Below are 18,145 nucleotides of genomic sequence, written 5' to 3' on the forward strand. Positions count from 1 at the left end.
GGGCCGGCGGCCACGGTTCAGATCGCGGCGATCTCCTCGCGCAGCGACGCCAGCAGCTCGACGGTCTCGAGCGGCTGGGGCCCGGCCGGCATCAGGTACATCACCGTGAAGCCCTGCTCCTTCGCCCCGCGGAGCGAGGCGAGCAGCTCGTCGGGTGACGTCCCGGGGGCGAGGCCGCCGATCGTCGTCTTCTCGATCTCGTCGTAGTCGCGGCCGACGTCGTCGCAGTGCCCGCGCAGCACCTCGAGCTTCCGCCCCGCATCCGGCCCGCCGAAGATGTTGCAGGCGTCGGCGTACTGCGCCACGAGCCGCAGCGTCTTGCGCTCGCCGGAGCCGCCGATCATCAGGTAGGGGTGGGGCCGGCTGATCGGTGCCGGTTCGCTCAGCGTGCGGCCCAGCCGGTAGTGCTCGCCCTCGAAGGGGCCCTCGTCGTCACTCCACATCTGCAGGCAGATGCGGACGGCCTCCTCGAGCCGCTCGAAGCGCTCCTTCATCGGCGGGAACTCCAGGCCGAGACCCGTGGCCTCCTCCTCGTTCCAGGCGGCGCCGATGCCGAGCCCGGCACGCCCGCCGCTCAGCACGTCGAGGGTCGCGATCTGCTTGGCGAGGAGGCCGGGCGCGCGGTAGGTCACGCCGGTCACGAGGCAGTGCAGGAGCATCCGCTCGGTGTGCGCGGCCAGGAACCCGAGCGTCGTGTACGCCTCGAGCATCGCGTTCTCGGCGGGTCCGACGCCGCGGATCTGCCAGAGGTGGTCCATCACGGTGAGGCGGGCCACACCGGCGGCCTCGGCCTCCCGTGCGACCCGCGCCAGGGTGGGGGCGAGCGCGGCGGTGCCGCCCTCGAACGTCAGATTCGCGAGGTGCAGTCCGATCTCCATGGGGGGAGACTACGCCCGCCCGGTGGCCGGGCGGGAACGGATCAGCTGAAGCGGTCGAGCGCCAGGTAGACCAGGGCGGCGGTGCCCGCGAGAAGCAGCACGACGACGGTGACCTTCACGACGATGCTGCCGGTGATGCGCTGGGTCGTGCTGTAGAGCTCTGGACGGTAGAAGCGGCCCTTGGGGTGATGGGCCTCGGCGGGCTTCGCCGGAGACTTCGACGGTGCCGCTGCCGGCTTCGGCTCGACGGCCGGGGTGCGAGCGGGTGCCGCAGCATTCGCGTGGGTGCTGGCGGGCTTGGGCGCGGCCTCCGTGGGGGAGTCGTCGGAGAACTGCTCGTCGGAGAACTGCTCGTCGGCGATCAGCTCGTCGAAGCTCACCTCCTCGACACGACGTCGGGCGCGGCGGGTGTCCGCGGAGGTGGGATGGATGCGCGGCTCGTCAGTCGCGGTCATGGCATGGCCTTCCTTGGCCGCCCGGGTCGGATCGCGCGGCATTCTGCACGACGGTAGTAGAAGTGGGAGCCAGGGGCAAGGGTCACCGCGTGGAGGGGATGACGGGAATCGAACCCGCGTGATCAGTTTGGAAGACTGAGGCTCTACCATTGAGCTACATCCCCGGAACAGGGCTCGCGCCCGGCACCCGACACATCGTAGTACAGCTTCGAACGCGCTGTGTGACCGGTAGCGGCCCGTGCACTAGACTTGCCGAGGCCATTTCGCCGCCGGGGCGTAGCTCAGCTTGGCTAGAGCGCCCGCTTTGGGAGCGGGAGGTCGCAGGTTCGAATCCTGTCGCCCCGACACGACGCACGAACCTCGAGACAACCACAGGAGACACTCAACGTGAAGACCACGGTCGAAAAGCTCAGCCCCACGCGTGTGAAGATCGCGATCTTCGTCACTCCCGACGAGCTGAAGCCCAGCATCGATCACGCCTACAGCCACATCGCCGAGCAGGTCAACATCCCCGGCTTCCGCAAGGGCAAGGTGCCGCCGCCCATCATCAACCAGCGCGTCGGCAAGGCCGCGGTGCTCGAGCACGCCGTCAACGAGGGCCTCGACCGCTTCTACCGCGACGCGGTCACCGAGAACGAGCTGCGCCCGCTCGGCCGCCCCCAGGCCGACATCGTGGAGTGGCCCAAGGCCGAGGACTTCTCGGGTGACCTCGAGCTCGCCATCGAGGTCGATGTGCGCCCCGAGATCGATCTGCCCGATTACGAGGGCTTCGAGGTGCAGGTCGAGCCCGCCGTCGTCGAAGACAGCGACGTCGACGAGGAGCTCGAGCGCCTGCGCAGCCGCTTCGGCACCCTGGTCACCGTCGACCGCCCGGCCAAGACCGGCGACTTCGCCCAGCTCGACCTCGTCGCCATGGTCGACGACGTCGAGGTCGACACCGCCTCGGGCATCTCCTACGAGATCGGCTCGGGCGAGCTGCTCGAGGGCATCGACGAGGCGCTCGACACCCTCACCGCCGGTGAGACCACCACCTTCGAGGCCCCGCTGCTCGGCGGCGAGCACGCCGGCCGCGACGCCCTCGTCACGGTCACGCTGAACTCCGTCAAGGAGCGCGAGCTGCCCGAGGCCGACGACGACTTCGCTCAGATCGCGAGCGAGTTCGACACCCTCGACGAGCTGAAGACCTCGCTCAAGGAGCAGGTCGAGAAGCAGAAGGCGTTCGGCCAGGCCTCCGAGGCCCGCACCAAGATCGTCGAGAGCCTGCTCGAGAAGGTCGAGATCCCGGTTCCTCCGGCACTCATCGAGGACGAGGTGCACCGCCACCTCGAGAGCGAGAACCGCCTCGAAGACGAGGAGCACCGCGCCGAGGTCACCGCCTCCAGCGAGAGCACCTTCAAGACGCAGATCCTGCTTGACGCGGTCGTCGACCGCGAAGAGGTCAAGGTCTCGCAGGACGAGCTGACCCAGTACCTCGTGCAGTCGGCCGCCCAGTACGGCATGGAGCCGAACGAGTTCGTGAAGATCCTCTCCGAGTCGAACCAGATCCCCGCCATGGTGGCCGAGGTCGCCCGCAACAAGGCGCTCGCGATCGTGCTGTCGAAGGCCAAGGTCGTCGACACCAACGGCAAGGCCGTCGACATCTCCGAGTTCACCGCGCTGGCCGACGACGACGCCGACGCCGAGAACCTGGTCGGCATCGAGTCCGCCGACGAGCACGAGGGCCACGACCACGAGGGCCACTCGCACTAGTCGCACCCCGTCACGAAGGGCCTGCATCCGAGCACCGGATGCGGGCCCTTCGTCGTTCGCGGAGCATCCGGAGTCCCGGCACGGCTCTGCCGACGGCGAACACGGGAGCCGGGGCGCAGAAGCTCCAGTAGATTCAAACCACTGCAAGTGAATTGGAGCGACACACATGGCCGATCAGGCTTTCCCCTCAACTGTCTTCGACCGACTGCTGAAGGACCGCATCATCTGGCTCGGGTCCGAGGTTCGCGATGACAACGCGAACGAGATCTGCGCCAAGATCCTGCTGCTCGCGGCTGAAGACCCCAAGCGCGACATCTTCCTCTACATCAACTCTCCCGGTGGCTCCATCACGGCCGGCATGGCGATCTACGACACGATGAAGTTCGTGCCGAACGACATCGTCACGGTGGGCATCGGAATGGCGGCCTCGATGGGCCAGTTCCTGCTCACCTCGGGCACCAAGGGCAAGCGCTACATCACGCCGAACGCGCGCGTGCTGCTGCACCAGCCGCACGGTGGCTTCGGTGGAACGGCCTCCGACATCCAGACGCAGGCTCAGCTCATCCTGAGCATGAAGCAGCGTCTCGCCGAGATCACCGCCGCCCAGACGGGCAAGTCCGTCGAGCAGGTCAACGAGGACGGCGACCGCGACCGCTGGTTCAGCGCGCAGGAGGCCCTCGAGTACGGCTTCGTCGACCACGTGCGCGAGTACGCCACCGACGTCGCGGGCGGCGGCGGCACCATCGACGCCCCCTCCACCCTGTAGTCGCAATCGCATCCCAGAGAACAGGTAAAGAGAACATGGAAACCCCCACTTTCGGTGCGAGCGCCTACCGCAACGGCACCATGCCGAGCGACCGCTACATCCTCCCGAGCTTCGAGGAGCGCACGGCCTACGGCTTCAAGCGCCAGGACCCGTACGCGAAGCTCTTCGAGGACCGCATCATCTTCCTCGGCGTGCAGATCGACGACGCCTCGGCCGACGACGTCATGGCCCAGCTGCTCGTGCTCGAGTCGCAGGACCCTGACCGCGACATCGAGATGTACATCAACTCGCCCGGTGGCTCGTTCACCGCGATGACGGCGATCTACGACACGATGCAGTACGTGCGCCCGCAGATCCAGACCGTCTGCCTCGGCCAGGCGGCCTCCGCCGCGGCCGTGCTGCTGGCGGCCGGCACGCCCGGCAAGCGCCTCGCGCTGCCGAACGCGCGCATCCTGATCCACCAGCCCGCCACCGGGCAGGGCGGCGGCCAGGCCTCCGACATCGAGATCCAGGCCCGCGAGATCATGCGGATGCGCGAGTGGCTCGAGGGCACGCTGTCGCACCACTCGAACCGCTCGCTCGAGCAGGTCTCGAAGGACATCGACCGCGACAAGATCCTCTCGTCGGAGGAGGCCCTCGAGTACGGCCTCATCGACCAGGTGCTCACCTCGCGCAAGGCCGTGCCGGCCCTGGTCAGCTGACCTCGCCGACGGCATGACGCCTCCGGCCCGCCCCTCCGAGGGCTGGCTCACCGACAGCCGGGTCATCCGCAGAGCATCGCTCTCGGCGGATGCCCCGGCTGTCGCCGTCTCGTGGCCCCTCACGGTGCCGGCGGTCGCCGCCCTCCGGAGTGACTCACCCTCGAGCGCGGGGTCGGCGCACCGCGCTGGGGCTTCTTCCTGCGGGCCGAGACCATGCACGGCTACTTCAGCTACCTGGGCGCCATGCCCGGATCGCCCGACGGCGACCTGCACGAGATGAGCCACGGCGAGTCGTTCCTGGCCCTTCTGGATCGCAAGCTCGACGGCCCCGGCTTCTTCTGCCTCGACGAGCCGGAGGCGGCGCTGTCGTTCCAGTCGACGCTCCGCTACCTCCGGCAGCTGGACGCGCTGGCGAAGGCGGGCTCGCAGATCGTCTGCGCCACGCACTCGCCGGTGCTCGCGTCGCTGCCCGGGGCGAGGGTGCTCGAGTTCGGGGAGTGGGGCATCCGGGAGACCGCGTGGGAGGAGCTCGAGCTGGTCGCGCACTGGCGGAGCTACCTTCAGGCGCCCGGCCGGTACCTGCGGCACATGCTCGACTGAGCGGCCGCAGGGGCCCGCGGGAACGGGTAGGTCACGAATGCGGGTCGGTGTCGGTGCTTGTCGGGGGTTCGGGTTAGGCTCGTCGGAACACAGGTTGAGGAGAGTGGGCATGGCACGCATAGGGGAGAGCGCCGACCTGCTGAAGTGCTCGTTCTGCGGAAAGAGCCAGAAGCAGGTCCAGCAGCTCATCGCCGGTCCCGGCGTCTACATCTGCGACGAATGCGTGGAGCTCTGCAACGAGATCATCGAGGAGCGCCTCTCCGAGGCCAGCGAAGAGGCGGCCGGCGAGTTCGAGCTGCCGAAGCCGAAGGAGATCTACTCCTTCCTCGAGGAGTACGTCATCGGGCAGGACGCCGCGAAGCGCGCCCTCTCGGTCGCCGTCTACAACCACTACAAGCGCACCAAGGCGCGCACCGCGATCGTCTCGGCCGAGGCCCAGGCCAACGAGGTCGAGATCGCCAAGAGCAACATCCTGCTGATCGGCCCCACGGGCTGCGGCAAGACCTACCTGGCGCAGACGCTGGCGAAGCGCCTCAACGTGCCGTTCGCCGTCGCCGACGCCACCGCCCTCACCGAGGCGGGCTACGTCGGTGAAGACGTCGAGAACATCCTGCTGAAGCTCATCCAGGCCGCCGACTACGACGTCAAGCGGGCCGAGACCGGCATCATCTACATCGACGAGGTCGACAAGATCGCCCGGAAGGCCGAGAACCCCTCGATCACCCGCGACGTGTCGGGCGAGGGCGTGCAGCAGGCGCTGCTGAAGATCCTCGAGGGCACGGTCGCCAGCGTTCCGCCGCAGGGTGGCCGCAAGCACCCGCACCAGGAGTTCATCCAGATCGACACGACGAACGTGCTGTTCATCGTGGCGGGCGCCTTCGCGGGGCTCGAGGAGATCATCTCCCAGCGCGCCGGCAAGCGCGGCATCGGCTTCAACTCCCCGCTCTACAGCAAGAAGGCCGACGCCAACCTGTTCGGCGAGGTGCTGCCCGAAGACCTGCACAAGTTCGGGCTGATCCCCGAGTTCATCGGCCGGCTGCCGGTGGTCACCACGGTGACGCCGCTCGACCAGGCGGCGCTCATGCAGATCCTCACCGAGCCGCGCAACGCGCTCGTGCGGCAGTACCAGCGCATGTTCGAACTCGACGGCGTCGACCTCGAGTTCGAGCACGACGCGCTCGAATCCATCGCCGATCTCGCCGTGCTGCGGCAGACCGGTGCGCGCGGGCTCCGCGCGATCCTCGAGGAGGTGCTCGGGCCGATCATGTTCGAGGTGCCCTCCACCGACGAGGTCGCTCGGGTGATCGTCACCAAGGAGACGGTGCTCGAGAACGCGGCGCCCACGATCGTGCCGCGCAAGCCCCGGCGCGAAGAGAAGTCGGCGTAGCCGCACGACCACGACGCAGAACGAAGGGCCGCTCCCGTGGGAGCGGCCCTTCGTCGTTCCGGTGCGACCGTCGGCACCGCCCGGCGCGCCGGGCCAGCCGAGCCCTACGACCGGAACAGCCCGCTGTACGCGTTCAGCGCGAGCTGCCCGCCGAGGTGCGCGTAGAGCACCGTGCTCGTCGCCGGGATCTCCTTCGACTTCACGAGATCGATCAGCCCCGCGAGCGACTTCCCCTCGTACACGGGGTCGGTGATCATCGCCTCGAGCTCGGCGCCCAGCCGGATGGCCTCCAGCGTCGAGTCGACCGGGATGCCGTAGAGATCGCCCGCCCAGCCCTCCAGCACCTCGATCTCGTCGTCGCGCAGCTCGCGCCCGAGCTCGATCAGCGACGCGGTGTGCCGCGCGATCCGCGCCACCTGGTCCCGCGTCTTCTCGAGGGTCGCCGAGGCGTCGATGCCGATCACGCGGCGCGGCCGGTCCTGCCCGGCGAAGCCCGCGATCATGCCGGCGTGCGTCGACCCCGTCACCGTGCAGACCACGATCGTGTCGAAGAACACTCCGAGCTCGCGCTCCTGCTGCTCGACCTCGTAGGCCCAGTTGGCGAAGCCGAGCCCGCCCAGGCGGTGCTCCGAGGCCCCGGCCGGGATGGGGTACGGCGTGCCGCCGTCGGCGACGACCTCGTCGATCGCCTGCTGCCAGCTGGAACGGATGCCGATGTCGAACCCGGCCGAGTCGAGCGTGACCTTCGCCCCCATGATCCGCGAGAGCTGGATGTTGCCCACCCGGTCGCTCAGCGGGTCGGGCCAGTCGACCCAGTTCTCCTGCACCAGCCGCGCCTTCAGCCCCAGCTTCGCGGCGACCGCGGCCACCTGCCTCGTGTGGTTGGACTGGTAGCCCCCGATGGACACCAGCGTGTCGGCACCGCTCGCCAGAGCATCCGGAACCAGGTATTCGAGCTTGCGGATCTTGTTGCCCCCGAAGGCCAGGCCGCTCGAGACGTCCTCGCGCTTCGCCCAGACCTGCGCGCCGCCGAGGTGCTGCGAGAGCCGGGGCAGGTGGTGCACGGGGCTCGGCCCGAAGGTGAGCGGATAGCGGGGGAAGTCGGCGAGGGCCATGGGGCTCCAGAGGGTCGGGGAGGGTCGGGGAGGGTTCTGTATGCAATATATCGCACGTCGGGCGGATACGATGAGCCCATGCCCGTTCCCTCCTCGACGGCCGTGCGCGCCCGCACGCTGCTGCGCGACGACGTCTATCTGACGCTCCGCGACGCCATCGTCGACGGCACCCTGCAGCCCGGCGAGCGTCTGCGTGACCCCGAGCTCGAGACCTGGCTCGGCGTCAGCCGCACCCCCATCCGCGAGGCGATGCTGCGGCTCGAGCGCGCCGGTCTCGTCGTGGCCCGGCCGGGTCGCGCGACGACGGTGGCCGAGGTCGACGGGCCCGAGGTGACGGATGCGCAGCAGGTCGCCGCGTCGCTGCACGAGCTGGCGGCCCGCCTCTCCGTCCCCGTGCTGGGTGCCGACGACCTCGAGCGTCTGCGCGCCGCCGCGGACGACTTCGCCGTCGCCCTCGACGCCCACGACGTCGACCGCGCGCTCGAGGCCGACGACCGGTTCCACGCCGTCTTCGTCGAGGCGAGCGGCAACCGCCTGATCGCCGAGGTGCTCGACGGCGCGACGGCCGTGCTCCGGCGGGTGGAGCGCATCCGCTTCGCCTCGCTGAACGGCCGCGAGTCGGTGGAGCAGCACGAGCGCATCCTGGCCGCAGCGACCGCGGGCGACGCCGACCGCGCCGCCCTCCTCACCCGCGAGAACTGGCTGACCCTCGGCCTCGGAAAGGCATCGGACTGACATGGAGCACGTACGTCTCGGCCGCTCCGGCCTGAAGATCTCACCCATCGTGCTGGGCTGCATGAGCTACGGCACGCCCGACCGCGGCACCCACCCGTGGACCCTCCCCGAGGAGGAGTCGCGGCCCTTCTTCGTGCAGGCCATCGAGGCGGGCATCACCACTTTCGACACGGCCGACATGTACTCCGCCGGCACCAGCGAGGAGATCGCGGGCCGGATGCTCGGCACCCTCGCCCGCCGCGAGGAGATCGAGATCGCGACGAAGGTGTACTTCCCCTCGGGACCCGGCGCCAACGAGCGCGGGCTCTCACGGGTGCACATCATGGCGTCGATCGACGCGAGCCTGCGCCGCCTCGGCACCGACTACGTCGATCTCTACCAGATCCACCGCTGGGATGACGAGACGCCGATCGAGGAGACGATGGAGGCCCTGCACGATGTCGTGAAGGCCGGCAAGGCCCGCTACCTCGGCGCCAGCTCCATGTGGGCCTGGCAGTTCGCGAAGGCGCAGCACGTCGCCGAGCGGCACGGCCTCACGCCGTTCGTCTCGATGCAGGACCAGTACAACCTGCTGCAGCGCGAGGAGGAGCGGGAGATGCATCCGCTCGCCCTCGACCAGGGCGTCGGCGTGCTGCCCTGGAGCCCGCTCGCCCGCGGCCGGCTGACGAGGCCCTGGGGCGAGGAGACCGCGCGCACGTCGAGCGACGAGGTCACGAAGGCGATGTACGGCCAGGCCGAGCAGGCCGACCGGGCGATCACGGATGCGGTGGGCCGCATCGCGGGCGAGCGCGGCGTCACCCGGGCCCAGGTCGCGCTCGCCTGGGTGCGGCAGCAGCCCGCGGTGACCGCGCCGATCGTGGGCGCCACCAAGGCGCACCACCTCACCGACGCGGTCGCCTCGCTCGAGCTCACGCTCACGCGCGAAGAGCTGGACTCGCTGGAGCAGCCCTACACGCCGAGGCACCCCGAGGGGTTCTGAGAAGTGTCTACTCCGGCGCGGTGACCAGCGCGGTGTCGGTCTCGGGGTCGAACTCGATCGTCGTGTCGTCGTCGAGCGAGACCACGGGCCGGCCCTCGAGCCAGGTCAGCGTCCAGCTCCAGTCCTTGGCGTCGACACCCTGCTCGGCGAGCTCGCCCTCGACCTCGTAGACCGCGTCGATCACGGCCTGGGGGAGGCGGGAGGGGGGTTCGTCGCCGACGAGCCAGCGCGTTCCGAGCTGCATCATGCTGTTCCTCTCACTGCGGCTTCTCTGAAGGGCTCAGAGTGCTTTGTCGTAGGTGACCCAGCGGGTCTTCTCGGCCACGGTGTCGTAGAGCGCGCGTGCGGCCTCGTTGTCCTTCGCCGTGATCCAGCGCACCACGCTTGCGCCGCGGCGGCGGCCGATGTCGGCCACACCCTCGATGAGCGCGGTCGCGATGCCCTGCTTGCGGTTCTCGGGCAGCACGAACAGGTCGTCGAGGTAGAGGCCCCGGCTGCCGTCGAGCGGACGGGAGAAGGGGCGGTAGTGGGCGAGGCCCACGACCTGCTCGTCGTCGTCGACCGCGACGAGGCACTCGAGTTCGTGGGCCGGATCGATGATCCAACTCCACACCAGCACGGCCTTCTCGTCGTGCAGCGGCTTCTCGTAGAACTCGCCGTAGCCCGTGTAGACCGCGTGCCAGGCGAAGAACTCGTTCGTGGCGACGGGGCGCACGCGCACCGCGGTCGTGGTGGTCTCGTTCGGCATCGTCGCCTCCTGGCTCATGCGGGGGCCTCGGCGTTCTGCTCGGGCGCTAGAACTATATCGCCGACCGAGAGTTCCTCAGCCGAGGCGTAGCCGAGAACCGCAATCCGGCCGAGCGCCTTGAGGTCGCCCTCGGCGCGCTTCAGCAGGGCGATCTCGGCGTCGGTGCCCGAGATGGTCGCCGAGGCGACCGGGGTCTTCTGCGACGCCTTGGCGTCGGTCTTGGCCCGGCGCACCGAGACGATGGCACGCGAGGCGAGCGCCAGCAGGCCGGCGTCCTCGGCGACGGAGTCGGAGGTCACGGTCACGCCCTCGGGCAGTGACTCGAGCACGGCGGTCGGCCATCCGCTCGTGTGCACCGAGCCCTCGTGCGTCCACGACCAGACCTCCTCGGTGGCGAACGGCAGATAGGGCGCGAACAGGCGCAGCAGCACGTCGATGGCGGTCTGCAGCGCGAGCACGGCGGAGGCCTTGCCCGCCGCCTCCGACTCGTCGCGGTAGGCGCGTTCCTTGACCAACTCGAGGTAGTCGTCGCAGAAGGTCCAGAAGAAGGTCTCGGTGATCTCCAGCGCGCGGGCGTGGTCGTAGCGCTCGAGGGCGGCCGTCGCGGTGCGCACGACCTCGTCGAGGCCGGCGAGCATGCTGAGGTCGAGCGGCTCGGTGATCTCCGTGTGACCGGAAGGCAGCGTGAAGCCGTAGACGAACTTCGCCGCGTTCAGGATCTTGATCGCGAGGCGACGGCCGATCTTGATCTGCGTCGGGTTCTTCTCGTCGAAGGCCGCGTCGGTGCCGAGACGCGACGAGGCGGCCCAGTAGCGCACCGCATCCGAGCCGTGGGTCTTCAGGATGTCGGCCGGGGTGACGACGTTGCCCTTCGACTTCGACATCTTCTTGCGGTCGGGGTCGACGATGAAGCCCGAGAGGGCGGCGTTCTGCCAGGGCTTCACACCCTCCTCGAGGGTGGCGCGGAGCATGGTGGAGAACAGCCAGGTGCGGATGATGTCCTGTCCCTGGGGGCGCAGGTCGTAGGGGAAGACGAGCTTCCACAGCTCGTCGTCGCGCTCCCAGCCGCCCGCGAGCTGCGGGGTGAGCGAGCTCGTGGCCCAGGTGTCCATCACGTCGACCTCGCCCTGGAAGCCGCCGGGCACGCCGCGCTGGTCCTCCGAGTAGCCGGGTGCCGCATCCGAGGACGGGTCGACCGGCAGCAGCTCGCGGGGTGCGACGATCGGCTGGTCGAAGACGGGGTTGCCGTCGCCGTCGAGCGGGTACCACACGGGCAGGGGCACGCCGAAGAAGCGCTGACGGGAGATCAGCCAGTCGCCGGTGAGGCCGCCGACCCAGTTCTCGTAGCGCACGCGCATGAAGTCGGGGTGCCAGTCGAGCTCGGCGCCGAGCTCGAGCAGCTTCGCCCGCAGCGCCTCGTCGCGGGCGCCGTTGGTGACGTACCACTGGCGGGTCGAGACGATCTCGAGCGGGCGGTCGCCCTTCTCGAAGAACTTCACCGGGTGGGTGATGGGCTTGGGCTCGCCGATCAGTTCGCCGGTGCCGCGGAGCAGCTCGACCACGGCCTGCTTGGCCGAGAAGACGGTCTTGCCGGCCAGCTGGGCGTAGGCCTCGCGACCGGCCTCCGAGGTGATGGCCGCGGGGGCCTCGCTGATGATGCGGCCGTCGAAGCCGATGATCGCGCGGTTGGGCAGGTCGAGGTCGCGCCACCAGATCACGTCGTTGAGGTCGCCGAAGGTGCAGACCATGGCGATGCCCGAGCCCTTGTCGGGCTGCGCCAGGTGGTGCGCCACGACGGGCACCTCGACGCCGAACACGGGGGTGGTGACGGTGGTGCCGAACAGTGCCTGGTACCGCTCGTCATCCGGATGCGCGACCAGCGCCACGCACGCCGGCAGCAGCTCGGGGCGCGTGGTCTCGATGAGCACGCCCTCCCCGTCGGGGCGGTGGAACTCGAGCCGGTGGTAGGCGCCCGGCTGCTCCTTGTCCTCCAGCTCGGCCTGGGCCACCGCGGTGCGGAACGTGACGTCCCAGAGGGTGGGCGCCATGGCCTGGTAGGCCTCGCCGCGCTCGATGTTGCGGAGGAACGCCAGCTGCGAGGCGGCCTGGGACTCGCGCGAGATGGTGCGGTAGGTCTGGGTCCAGTCGACCGAGAGGCCGAGGTCGCGCCAGAGCGTCTCGAACTGCTTCTCGTCCTCGACCGTGAGGATCTCGCACAGCTCGATGAAGTTGCGGCGCGAGATCGGGATCTGGTCGGCCGCCTTCGACGACTTGTTGTCGCCGCCCTCGAACGGCGGGGTGAAGTCGGCGTCGTAGGGCAGCGACGGGTCGCAGCGCACGCCGTAGTAGTTCTGCACGCGGCGCTCGGTGGGCAGGCCGTTGTCGTCCCAGCCGATCGGGTAGAACACGCGCTTGCCGGTCATGCGGCGGAAGCGCGCGATCACGTCGGTATGCGTGTACGAGAACACGTGGCCGATGTGCAGCGATCCGGAGGCCGTGGGAGGCGGGGTGTCGATCGAGTAGACGTCGTCGCGCGTGGCGTCGGCGCGGTCGAACAGGTAGGTGCCCTGCTCGGCCCAGACCCCGTCCCATTTCGCCTCGAGGCATTCGAGTGCGGGCTTGTCGGGCACGTGTGCGGACATGGATGGGCCTCCTGGCGATATGGGCGGCACCGTGTCAGGTGGAGAGGTGCCTCACTGTCCTCCCAGGATACCGGTCGGCACCGCCCGGCGCCTCAGCGCAGGTTCGCGCGCAGGGAGGCCAGCTGACGCCGCAGCTCGACCGGCACGCGCTCGCCGCCGATCTCGTCGAAGTACGCGTCGATCTCGTCGACCTCGCGCAGCCACGCCGAGCGGTCGACCGAGAGGATGCCCTGCAGCTCCTCGTAGCCGAGCTCCAGCCCCTCGACGTTCACGTCGCGCACCCGCGGCAGCCGTCCGATCGGGGTGTCGACGGTCTCCACCGAGCCTTCGACGCGGCGCACGATCCACTCGAGCACCCGGGCGTTCTCCGAGAAGCCGGGCCAGACGAAGTGGCCGTCGGCATCCTTGCGGAACCAGTTCACGGAGAACACCGGGGGAGCATCCGCCCCCAGCGTCTGCCCGATCTCGAGCCAGTGCGCGAAGTAGTCGGTGACGTCGTAGCCGCAGAACGGCAGCATCGCGAAGGGGTCGTGCCGCAGCCGTCCGACGGCGCCCTCGGCCGCGGCGGTGGTCTCGGAGGCCATCGTGGCGCCCATGAACACCCCGTGGGCCCAGTCGCGCGCCTCGGAGACGAGCGGCACCGTGCTCGGCCGCCGCCCGCCGAACAGGATCGCGTCGATCACCACGCCCTCGGGCGAGTCCCAGTCGTCGGCGATCGAGGGGCACTGGTCGGCGCTCACGGTGAAGCGGGAGTTCGGATGCGCGGCCGGCCCGTCGGAGGAAGGCGTCCAGTGCTCGCCCTGCCAGTCCAGCAGGTGCGCCGGCGCCTTCGGGGTGAGGCCCTCCCACCAGACGTCCCCGTCGTCGCGCAGCGCGACGTTCGTGAAGATGGTGTTGCCCCAGACCGTGTCGACCGCGGTCGGATTCGTCGTGATGCCGGTGCCGGGGGCGACCCCGAAGAAGCCGCGCTCGGGATTGATGGCGCGGAGCTTCCCGTCGGCGCCGGGTCGCATCCAGGCGATGTCGTCGCCGATCGTCTCGACCTTCCAGCCGGGGATCGACGGGTTCAGCATGGCGAGGTTGGTCTTGCCGCAGGCGCTCGGGAACGCGGCGGCCACGTGGTGCACCCGCCCCTCGGGGCTCGTGATCTTGATGATCAGCATGTGCTCGGCGAGCCAGCCCTCGTCGCGGGCCATGACGCTCGCGATGCGCAGCGCGAAGCACTTCTTGCCGAGCAGGGCGTTGCCGCCGTAGCCCGAGCCGAACGACCAGATCTCGCGCGTCTCGGGGAAGTGCGAGATGTACTTCGTCGGGTTGTGCGGCCAGGCCACGTCCTCGTGGCGGGCGCCGTCGGCGTCGACGAGCGGGGCGCCGACCGAGTGCAGCGCGGGCACCCAGGGGGTGTCGGCCTCGATCAGGTCGAGGGCCGCCGAGCCCATCCGGGTCATCAGCTGCATGCTCACGACGACGTACGGGGAGTCGGTCAGCTGCACGCCGAGCTGCGAGATCGGTCCGCCGAGCGGCCCCATCGAGAACGGCACGACGTACATCGTGCGGCCGCGCATGCTGCCGGCGAACAGGGTGGTCAGCTCCTCGCGCATCGCGAAGGGGCTGCGCCAGTTGTTCGTCGGGCCCGCGTCCTCGCGGCGCTCCGAGCAGATGAAGGTGCGGTCCTCGACCCGGGCCACGTCGGCCGGGTCGCTGCGGGCCAGGAAGCTGTTCGGCCGCCATTCCGGGTTCAGGCGGATGAGCGTGCCCTGCGCCACCATCTCCTTCGTGAGCTCGTCCCACTCCCGGGTCGATCCGTCGCACCAGAGAATGCGGTCGGGCTTGGTGAGCAGCGCCACGTCGCGCACCCACTCGTTGATCGCGGGGTTCTTCGACGGACCCTCGGTGTCGACCATGCTCGTCGTCTCCAGAATGCTCATCCTCGGCCTCATCTTCGTCAATTGGCGGCTGGTTCTTCCACTATGAGCGTCAGAAGAGGTAGATTCTGGGCCAGGATTTGTAAAGATCCGCTGATCTTGACGAGGAGAGAAGATGAACGGCGACCTCATCACGCTCGGGAGGCGCATCCGCCACCATCGCAAGCGACTCGGCCTCACCCTCGATCAGCTCGGCGAGCGCGTCGGCGTCGTCGGCAGCCAGCTCTCCCTGATCGAGAACGGCCGCCGCGAACCCAAGCTCTCGCTGCTGCAGGCGCTCGCCGTCGAGCTGGGCGTGCCGCTCGCCGATCTGCTGAGCGACGAGGCTCCGGATGCGCGCACCGCCCTCGAGATCGAGCTCGCGCGCGCCCAGCAGAGCCCCCTCTACGCCTCGCTCGGCCTGCCCGCGGTGCCCGCGAGCCGCTCGCTGCCGCAGGAGACGCTCGAGTCGCTCGTCGGGCTGCACCGGGAGCTGCGCCGCCGTGCCGCCGAGTCGATCGCCACCCCCGAGGAGGCCCGCCGCGCGAACACGGAGAACCGTCTCGCGATGCGGGGCCTCGACAACCACCTGCCCGAGCTCGAGCGCCTGGCCGAGGAGACCCTCGCCACGGTCGGCCACAGCTCGGGGGCGCTCACCCACCGCAGCGTGTCGCTGCTCGCCGAGCACCTCGGCTTCACCCTGATCTACGTCGACGACCTGCCGCACTCCGCCCGCTCGGTCACCGACCTCGAGAACGGGCGCATCTACCTGCCGCCGGCGTCGATCCCGGGCGGCCACGGGCTGCGCTCCATGGCGCTGCAGGCGATGGCGCACCGGCTGCTCGGCCACACCCCGCCCGAGAGCTACGCCGAGTTCCTGCAGCAGCGGCTCGAGATCAACTACTTCGCCGCGGCCTGCCTGATGCCGCAGACGGCCTCGGTCGCCTTCCTCCGCGCCGCCAAGCAGCGTAAGGACCTCTCGGTCGAGGACTTCCGCGACGCCTTCGGCGTCACGCACGAGGCCGCAGCGCTGCGCATGACGAACCTCGCCACCTCCCATCTGGACATGCGGGTGCACTTCCTGCGGGTGGGCGAGGACGGGGCGATCTACAAGTCCTACGAGAACGACGGCCTGCCGCTGCCGGCCGACGTGACGGGCGCGGTGGAGGGGCAGCTGGTCTGCCGGAAGTGGGCCGCCCGCGGAGCGCTCGGCCGCACCAACCGCACCACCGAGTTCTACCAGTACACCGACACGCCCGCCGGCACCTTCTGGTGTGCGACGCAGACGGGCAAGACCGACGCGGGGGAGTTCTCGATCACCTTCGGTGTGCCGTTCTCCGACGCGAAGTGGTTCCGCGGGCGCGACACCGCGATGCGGCAGCAGTCACGCTGCCCCGACGAGTCGTGCTGCCGGCGCCCGGCCTCCGAGCTGGCCGAGCGCTGGTCGGACGCGGCGTGGCCGAGCGCGAAGCTGCACGCGCACATCCTGTCGCCGCTGCCCTCGGGCAAGTTCCCCGGGGTCGACGAGAACGAGGTGTACCAGTTCCTGGAGGCGCACGCGGGGTAGCTCCGCGAGGGGTGGATGCGACGGGGGGTCAGGCGCGGCCGAGCGCCTCGAGCTGCTCGAGCAGGCCCGCGCCGTCGGGCGCGAACACCCACGGCACCGCCGAGCCGGCCAGCTGCTGGTCGGGCTTGGAGCGCCCGCCCGCGAGCACGGCCTCGCTCGGGGAGAGCTGCCGGATGACGACGGCCCGCACGTTCCCCGGCTTCTCGACGGCGAACTCGCCGTAGATCTCCTCGTCGTGCTGCCCGTCGTCGCCGATCAGGACCCAGCGGATGTCGGGGAACTCCTCGGCCAGGCGCCGGAGGTTCTTCTCCTTGTGCTCGCGGCCGTTGCGGAAGAAGCGGTCGTGCGTCGGCCCCCAGTCGGTCAGCAGCAGCGGACCACGCGGGTAGAGGTTGCGCGAGAGGAAGCGGGTGAGCGTCGGCGCGACGTTCCAGGCCCCGGTGGAGAGGTACACGACGGGGGCGGTCGGATGCTCGGCCGTGAGCCGCTCGAGGAAGACCGACATGCCCGGGGTGGGCGTCCGCGCGTGCACGTCGAGCACGAAGGTGTTCCAGAAGGCGAGGAACGGGCGGGGGAGCGCCGTCACCATCACGGTGTCGTCGATGTCGCAGACGATGCCGACGTCGGTGCCGGGCGCGACGATCGAGACCGGCGCCTCGACCGCCTCCGACCCCGCCGCCGTCATGGCGATCGAGTGCCAGCCGGGCTCCAGCTCGACGTCGACGGAGGCGTCGACGACACCGCCGCGGTCGGCCCGCACGGTGCGGCGGATGCCCTCGACCTCGATCAGCACGTCGACGTCGCCGAGCGGCACGCTGGTGAAGCTGCGCCAGCCGCGCACCCGGTCCTCGCGCCGCTGCATCGTCTTGGCCGCCCGGGAGCCGGGCTTCGGCTGCTTCACGAGCACGACCCGGCCGAGCACGCGGATGCGGCTGGTGGAGCCGTAGCCGGCGTAAGGGATGACCGTCGGGAGGTGCCCGCGACGGCGGGCCCACCTCACCCGGAAGCCGTGGATCGCGTCGTCGATGCGGGCGGCCCGGTGCAGCCGGGGTGCCGCAAGTCGTGTCTCTGGCACGTCCCCAGTCTGTCACGGCTTGCCCTGAACGCGCGCCCTGCGTACGAATGACGGAAACTCGGATCTACACTGGGTGCGGGACATCGGGAAGGAACTCCGTGGCATTCAACGACCTGATCAGCGGTGCGCTCACGACGAGCGGCCAGGTGCGCAACGAACCGGTGCAGGCGCGCAGCAGCGAGCGCATCGCGACTCTGCTCGACGCGGCATCGGCGGTGGTGGCCGAGGTGGGCATCGAACGCCTGACGACCGCCATGGTCGCCGAGCGGGCGGGTGCCTCGATCGGCACGGTGTACCGCTACTTCCCCGACCGCATCGCGGTGCTCGCGGCGATGAGCCTGCGCGGCTTCGAGCGGTTCCTCCGCCTGAGCGTCGAGAACCTCGAGGCGACGAAGCCGACGACGCTCGACGAGGCCATCACCTGCCTCATCGACGCCGCGGTGGAGCTGCACCGCACCGAGCCCGGCTTCACCTCCATCCGGCTGAGCGACCAGATCGCCCTGCCCGAGGTCGACGGCGGCACCGCCTCGGCCGCGCGCGTCGCCGGCCCGCTGGCGGCGATCTTCGTCGCGGAGCTGGGCGTCGAAGCCGAAGGCCTCGCCGAGCGACTGGACATCGCGCTCACCATGGGCGACGCCCTGCTGGTGCGCGCCTTCATCATCGATCCGAAGGGCGACCCCGCCGCGATCGAGGCCACCCGGGCACTCGTCTCGGGCTACCTCGCCCCGGCGGCCGTGCGCGCCTGAACCGCACCGGTACGCCACCGGCTGGCATGATCATCCGGATTGTGACGTCTTCTTGCAAGGGTCTTTGCGTTTCGGGCCGATGATGCTTGGCTGAAACG

General features: G+C 69.8%; 17 protein-coding genes and 2 tRNA genes. 10 read left to right on the forward strand and 9 right to left on the reverse strand.

From position 1 onward, the window contains the following. Positions 1 to 17: 17 nt before the first annotated feature. From HQQ85_RS17800 to HQQ85_RS17810, 3 genes are all read right to left on the reverse strand, one after another. The gene (locus tag HQQ85_RS17800; RefSeq protein ID WP_173183812.1) at positions 18 to 878 is read right to left on the reverse strand and encodes an LLM class F420-dependent oxidoreductase; all 861 of its coding nucleotides are present in this window, start codon (positions 876 to 878) and stop codon (positions 18 to 20) included. 41 nt (positions 879 to 919) lie between these two features. Continuing rightward, on the reverse strand, positions 920 to 1,333 hold the full coding sequence (locus tag HQQ85_RS17805; RefSeq protein ID WP_173183813.1) for a hypothetical protein: 414 nt from the start codon (positions 1,331 to 1,333) through the stop codon (positions 920 to 922). Positions 1,334 to 1,423: 90 nt separating this feature from the next. Next, a tRNA-Gly gene (locus HQQ85_RS17810) sits at positions 1,424 to 1,497 on the reverse strand. A gap of 106 nt (positions 1,498 to 1,603) precedes the next feature. On the opposite strand from HQQ85_RS17810, the gene HQQ85_RS17815 reads away from it, so the two are divergent. From HQQ85_RS17815 to clpX, 6 genes are all read left to right on the forward strand, one after another. Then, positions 1,604 to 1,678: transfer RNA gene (locus tag HQQ85_RS17815), tRNA-Pro, on the forward strand. 42 nt (positions 1,679 to 1,720) lie between these two features. Next, the gene (gene tig, locus HQQ85_RS17820) at positions 1,721 to 3,082 is read left to right on the forward strand and encodes a trigger factor (protein ID WP_173183814.1); all 1,362 of its coding nucleotides are present in this window, start codon (positions 1,721 to 1,723) and stop codon (positions 3,080 to 3,082) included. A gap of 166 nt (positions 3,083 to 3,248) precedes the next feature. Continuing rightward, positions 3,249 to 3,848, forward strand: coding sequence for an ATP-dependent Clp protease proteolytic subunit (locus HQQ85_RS17825; RefSeq protein ID WP_173183815.1), 600 nt, complete (start codon positions 3,249 to 3,251; stop codon positions 3,846 to 3,848). Between the two features lie 35 nt (positions 3,849 to 3,883). Continuing rightward, the gene (locus tag HQQ85_RS17830; protein ID WP_173183816.1) at positions 3,884 to 4,549 is read left to right on the forward strand and encodes an ATP-dependent Clp protease proteolytic subunit; all 666 of its coding nucleotides are present in this window, start codon (positions 3,884 to 3,886) and stop codon (positions 4,547 to 4,549) included. A 213-nt stretch (positions 4,550 to 4,762) separates the two neighbouring features. Further along, the gene (locus tag HQQ85_RS17835; RefSeq protein WP_173183817.1) at positions 4,763 to 5,149 is read left to right on the forward strand and encodes an AAA family ATPase; all 387 of its coding nucleotides are present in this window, start codon (positions 4,763 to 4,765) and stop codon (positions 5,147 to 5,149) included. 109 nt (positions 5,150 to 5,258) lie between these two features. Then, on the forward strand, positions 5,259 to 6,536 hold the full coding sequence (gene clpX, locus HQQ85_RS17840) for an ATP-dependent Clp protease ATP-binding subunit ClpX (RefSeq protein ID WP_173183818.1): 1,278 nt from the start codon (positions 5,259 to 5,261) through the stop codon (positions 6,534 to 6,536). A gap of 104 nt (positions 6,537 to 6,640) precedes the next feature. Here clpX and HQQ85_RS17845 read toward each other — a convergent pair whose 3' ends face one another. Then, a complete protein-coding gene (locus HQQ85_RS17845) occupies positions 6,641 to 7,651 on the reverse strand; it encodes a 1-aminocyclopropane-1-carboxylate deaminase (RefSeq protein ID WP_173183819.1) in 1,011 nt (336 codons plus the stop codon). 78 nt (positions 7,652 to 7,729) lie between these two features. On the opposite strand from HQQ85_RS17845, the gene HQQ85_RS17850 reads away from it, so the two are divergent. Both HQQ85_RS17850 and HQQ85_RS17855 read left to right on the forward strand, forming a co-directional pair. After that, entirely contained in the window at positions 7,730 to 8,386 is a 657-nt protein-coding gene (locus HQQ85_RS17850) for a GntR family transcriptional regulator (RefSeq protein ID WP_173183820.1), read from the forward strand. A gap of 1 nt (position 8,387) precedes the next feature. Beyond that, positions 8,388 to 9,365 carry an aldo/keto reductase gene (locus tag HQQ85_RS17855; protein ID WP_173183821.1) on the forward strand — a complete coding sequence of 326 codons (978 nt, stop codon included), beginning with the start codon at positions 8,388 to 8,390 and terminating at the stop codon, positions 9,363 to 9,365. A 7-nt stretch (positions 9,366 to 9,372) separates the two neighbouring features. Here HQQ85_RS17855 and HQQ85_RS17860 read toward each other — a convergent pair whose 3' ends face one another. The 4 genes from HQQ85_RS17860 to HQQ85_RS17875 all read right to left on the reverse strand — a co-directional run bounded on the left by HQQ85_RS17860 (position 9,373) and on the right by HQQ85_RS17875 (position 14,683). Then, positions 9,373 to 9,612, reverse strand: a complete 240-nt coding sequence (locus HQQ85_RS17860; RefSeq protein ID WP_228507603.1) for a hypothetical protein — start codon at positions 9,610 to 9,612, stop codon at positions 9,373 to 9,375. Positions 9,613 to 9,645: 33 nt separating this feature from the next. Beyond that, a complete protein-coding gene (locus tag HQQ85_RS17865) occupies positions 9,646 to 10,113 on the reverse strand; it encodes a GNAT family N-acetyltransferase (RefSeq protein WP_173183822.1) in 468 nt (155 codons plus the stop codon). 14 nt (positions 10,114 to 10,127) lie between these two features. Continuing rightward, entirely contained in the window at positions 10,128 to 12,755 is a 2,628-nt protein-coding gene (valS, locus tag HQQ85_RS17870; RefSeq protein ID WP_173183823.1) for a valine--tRNA ligase, read from the reverse strand. A gap of 92 nt (positions 12,756 to 12,847) precedes the next feature. After that, the gene (locus HQQ85_RS17875; protein WP_173183824.1) at positions 12,848 to 14,683 is read right to left on the reverse strand and encodes a phosphoenolpyruvate carboxykinase (GTP); all 1,836 of its coding nucleotides are present in this window, start codon (positions 14,681 to 14,683) and stop codon (positions 12,848 to 12,850) included. Positions 14,684 to 14,795: 112 nt separating this feature from the next. Between HQQ85_RS17875 and HQQ85_RS17880 the strand changes: the two genes are divergently transcribed. Next, positions 14,796 to 16,226, forward strand: coding sequence for a helix-turn-helix domain-containing protein (locus tag HQQ85_RS17880; RefSeq protein ID WP_173183825.1), 1,431 nt, complete (start codon positions 14,796 to 14,798; stop codon positions 16,224 to 16,226). Between the two features lie 28 nt (positions 16,227 to 16,254). Here HQQ85_RS17880 and HQQ85_RS17885 read toward each other — a convergent pair whose 3' ends face one another. Beyond that, positions 16,255 to 17,301, reverse strand: coding sequence for an App1 family protein (locus HQQ85_RS17885; RefSeq protein WP_371741950.1), 1,047 nt, complete (start codon positions 17,299 to 17,301; stop codon positions 16,255 to 16,257). Positions 17,302 to 17,399: 98 nt separating this feature from the next. Here HQQ85_RS17885 and HQQ85_RS17890 point away from each other — a divergent pair, with 98 nt between their 5' ends. Beyond that, positions 17,400 to 18,047: a TetR/AcrR family transcriptional regulator gene (locus HQQ85_RS17890; RefSeq protein ID WP_173183826.1), complete on the forward strand. Its 648-nt coding sequence runs from the start codon at positions 17,400 to 17,402 to the stop codon at positions 18,045 to 18,047. The last annotated feature ends 98 nt before the right edge of the window (positions 18,048 to 18,145 follow it).

Origin of the sequence: Herbiconiux sp. VKM Ac-2851 (genome assembly GCF_013205105.1) — a bacterium.
Classification (GTDB): Bacteria; Actinomycetota; Actinomycetes; order Actinomycetales; family Microbacteriaceae; genus Herbiconiux; species Herbiconiux flava.

Coding starts and splice junctions, on each gene's coding strand:
- HQQ85_RS17800 (WP_173183812.1), bottom strand. CDS start 878: ATGGAGATCGGACTGCACCTCGCGAATCTGACGTTCGAGGGCGGCACC.
- HQQ85_RS17830 (WP_173183816.1), top strand. CDS start 3,884: ATGGAAACCCCCACTTTCGGTGCGAGCGCCTACCGCAACGGCACCATG.
- HQQ85_RS17855 (WP_173183821.1), top strand. CDS start 8,388: ATGGAGCACGTACGTCTCGGCCGCTCCGGCCTGAAGATCTCACCCATC.
- HQQ85_RS17845 (WP_173183819.1), bottom strand. CDS start 7,651: ATGGCCCTCGCCGACTTCCCCCGCTATCCGCTCACCTTCGGGCCGAGC.
- HQQ85_RS17860 (WP_228507603.1), bottom strand. CDS start 9,612: ATGATGCAGCTCGGAACGCGCTGGCTCGTCGGCGACGAACCCCCCTCC.
- HQQ85_RS17805 (WP_173183813.1), bottom strand. CDS start 1,333: ATGACCGCGACTGACGAGCCGCGCATCCATCCCACCTCCGCGGACACC.
- valS (WP_173183823.1), bottom strand. CDS start 12,755: ATGTCCGCACACGTGCCCGACAAGCCCGCACTCGAATGCCTCGAGGCG.
- HQQ85_RS17825 (WP_173183815.1), top strand. CDS start 3,249: ATGGCCGATCAGGCTTTCCCCTCAACTGTCTTCGACCGACTGCTGAAG.
- HQQ85_RS17835 (WP_173183817.1), top strand. CDS start 4,763: ATGCACGGCTACTTCAGCTACCTGGGCGCCATGCCCGGATCGCCCGAC.
- HQQ85_RS17865 (WP_173183822.1), bottom strand. CDS start 10,113: ATGCCGAACGAGACCACCACGACCGCGGTGCGCGTGCGCCCCGTCGCC.
- clpX (WP_173183818.1), top strand. CDS start 5,259: ATGGCACGCATAGGGGAGAGCGCCGACCTGCTGAAGTGCTCGTTCTGC.
- HQQ85_RS17875 (WP_173183824.1), bottom strand. CDS start 14,683: ATGAGCATTCTGGAGACGACGAGCATGGTCGACACCGAGGGTCCGTCG.
- HQQ85_RS17850 (WP_173183820.1), top strand. CDS start 7,730: ATGCCCGTTCCCTCCTCGACGGCCGTGCGCGCCCGCACGCTGCTGCGC.
- HQQ85_RS17880 (WP_173183825.1), top strand. CDS start 14,796: ATGAACGGCGACCTCATCACGCTCGGGAGGCGCATCCGCCACCATCGC.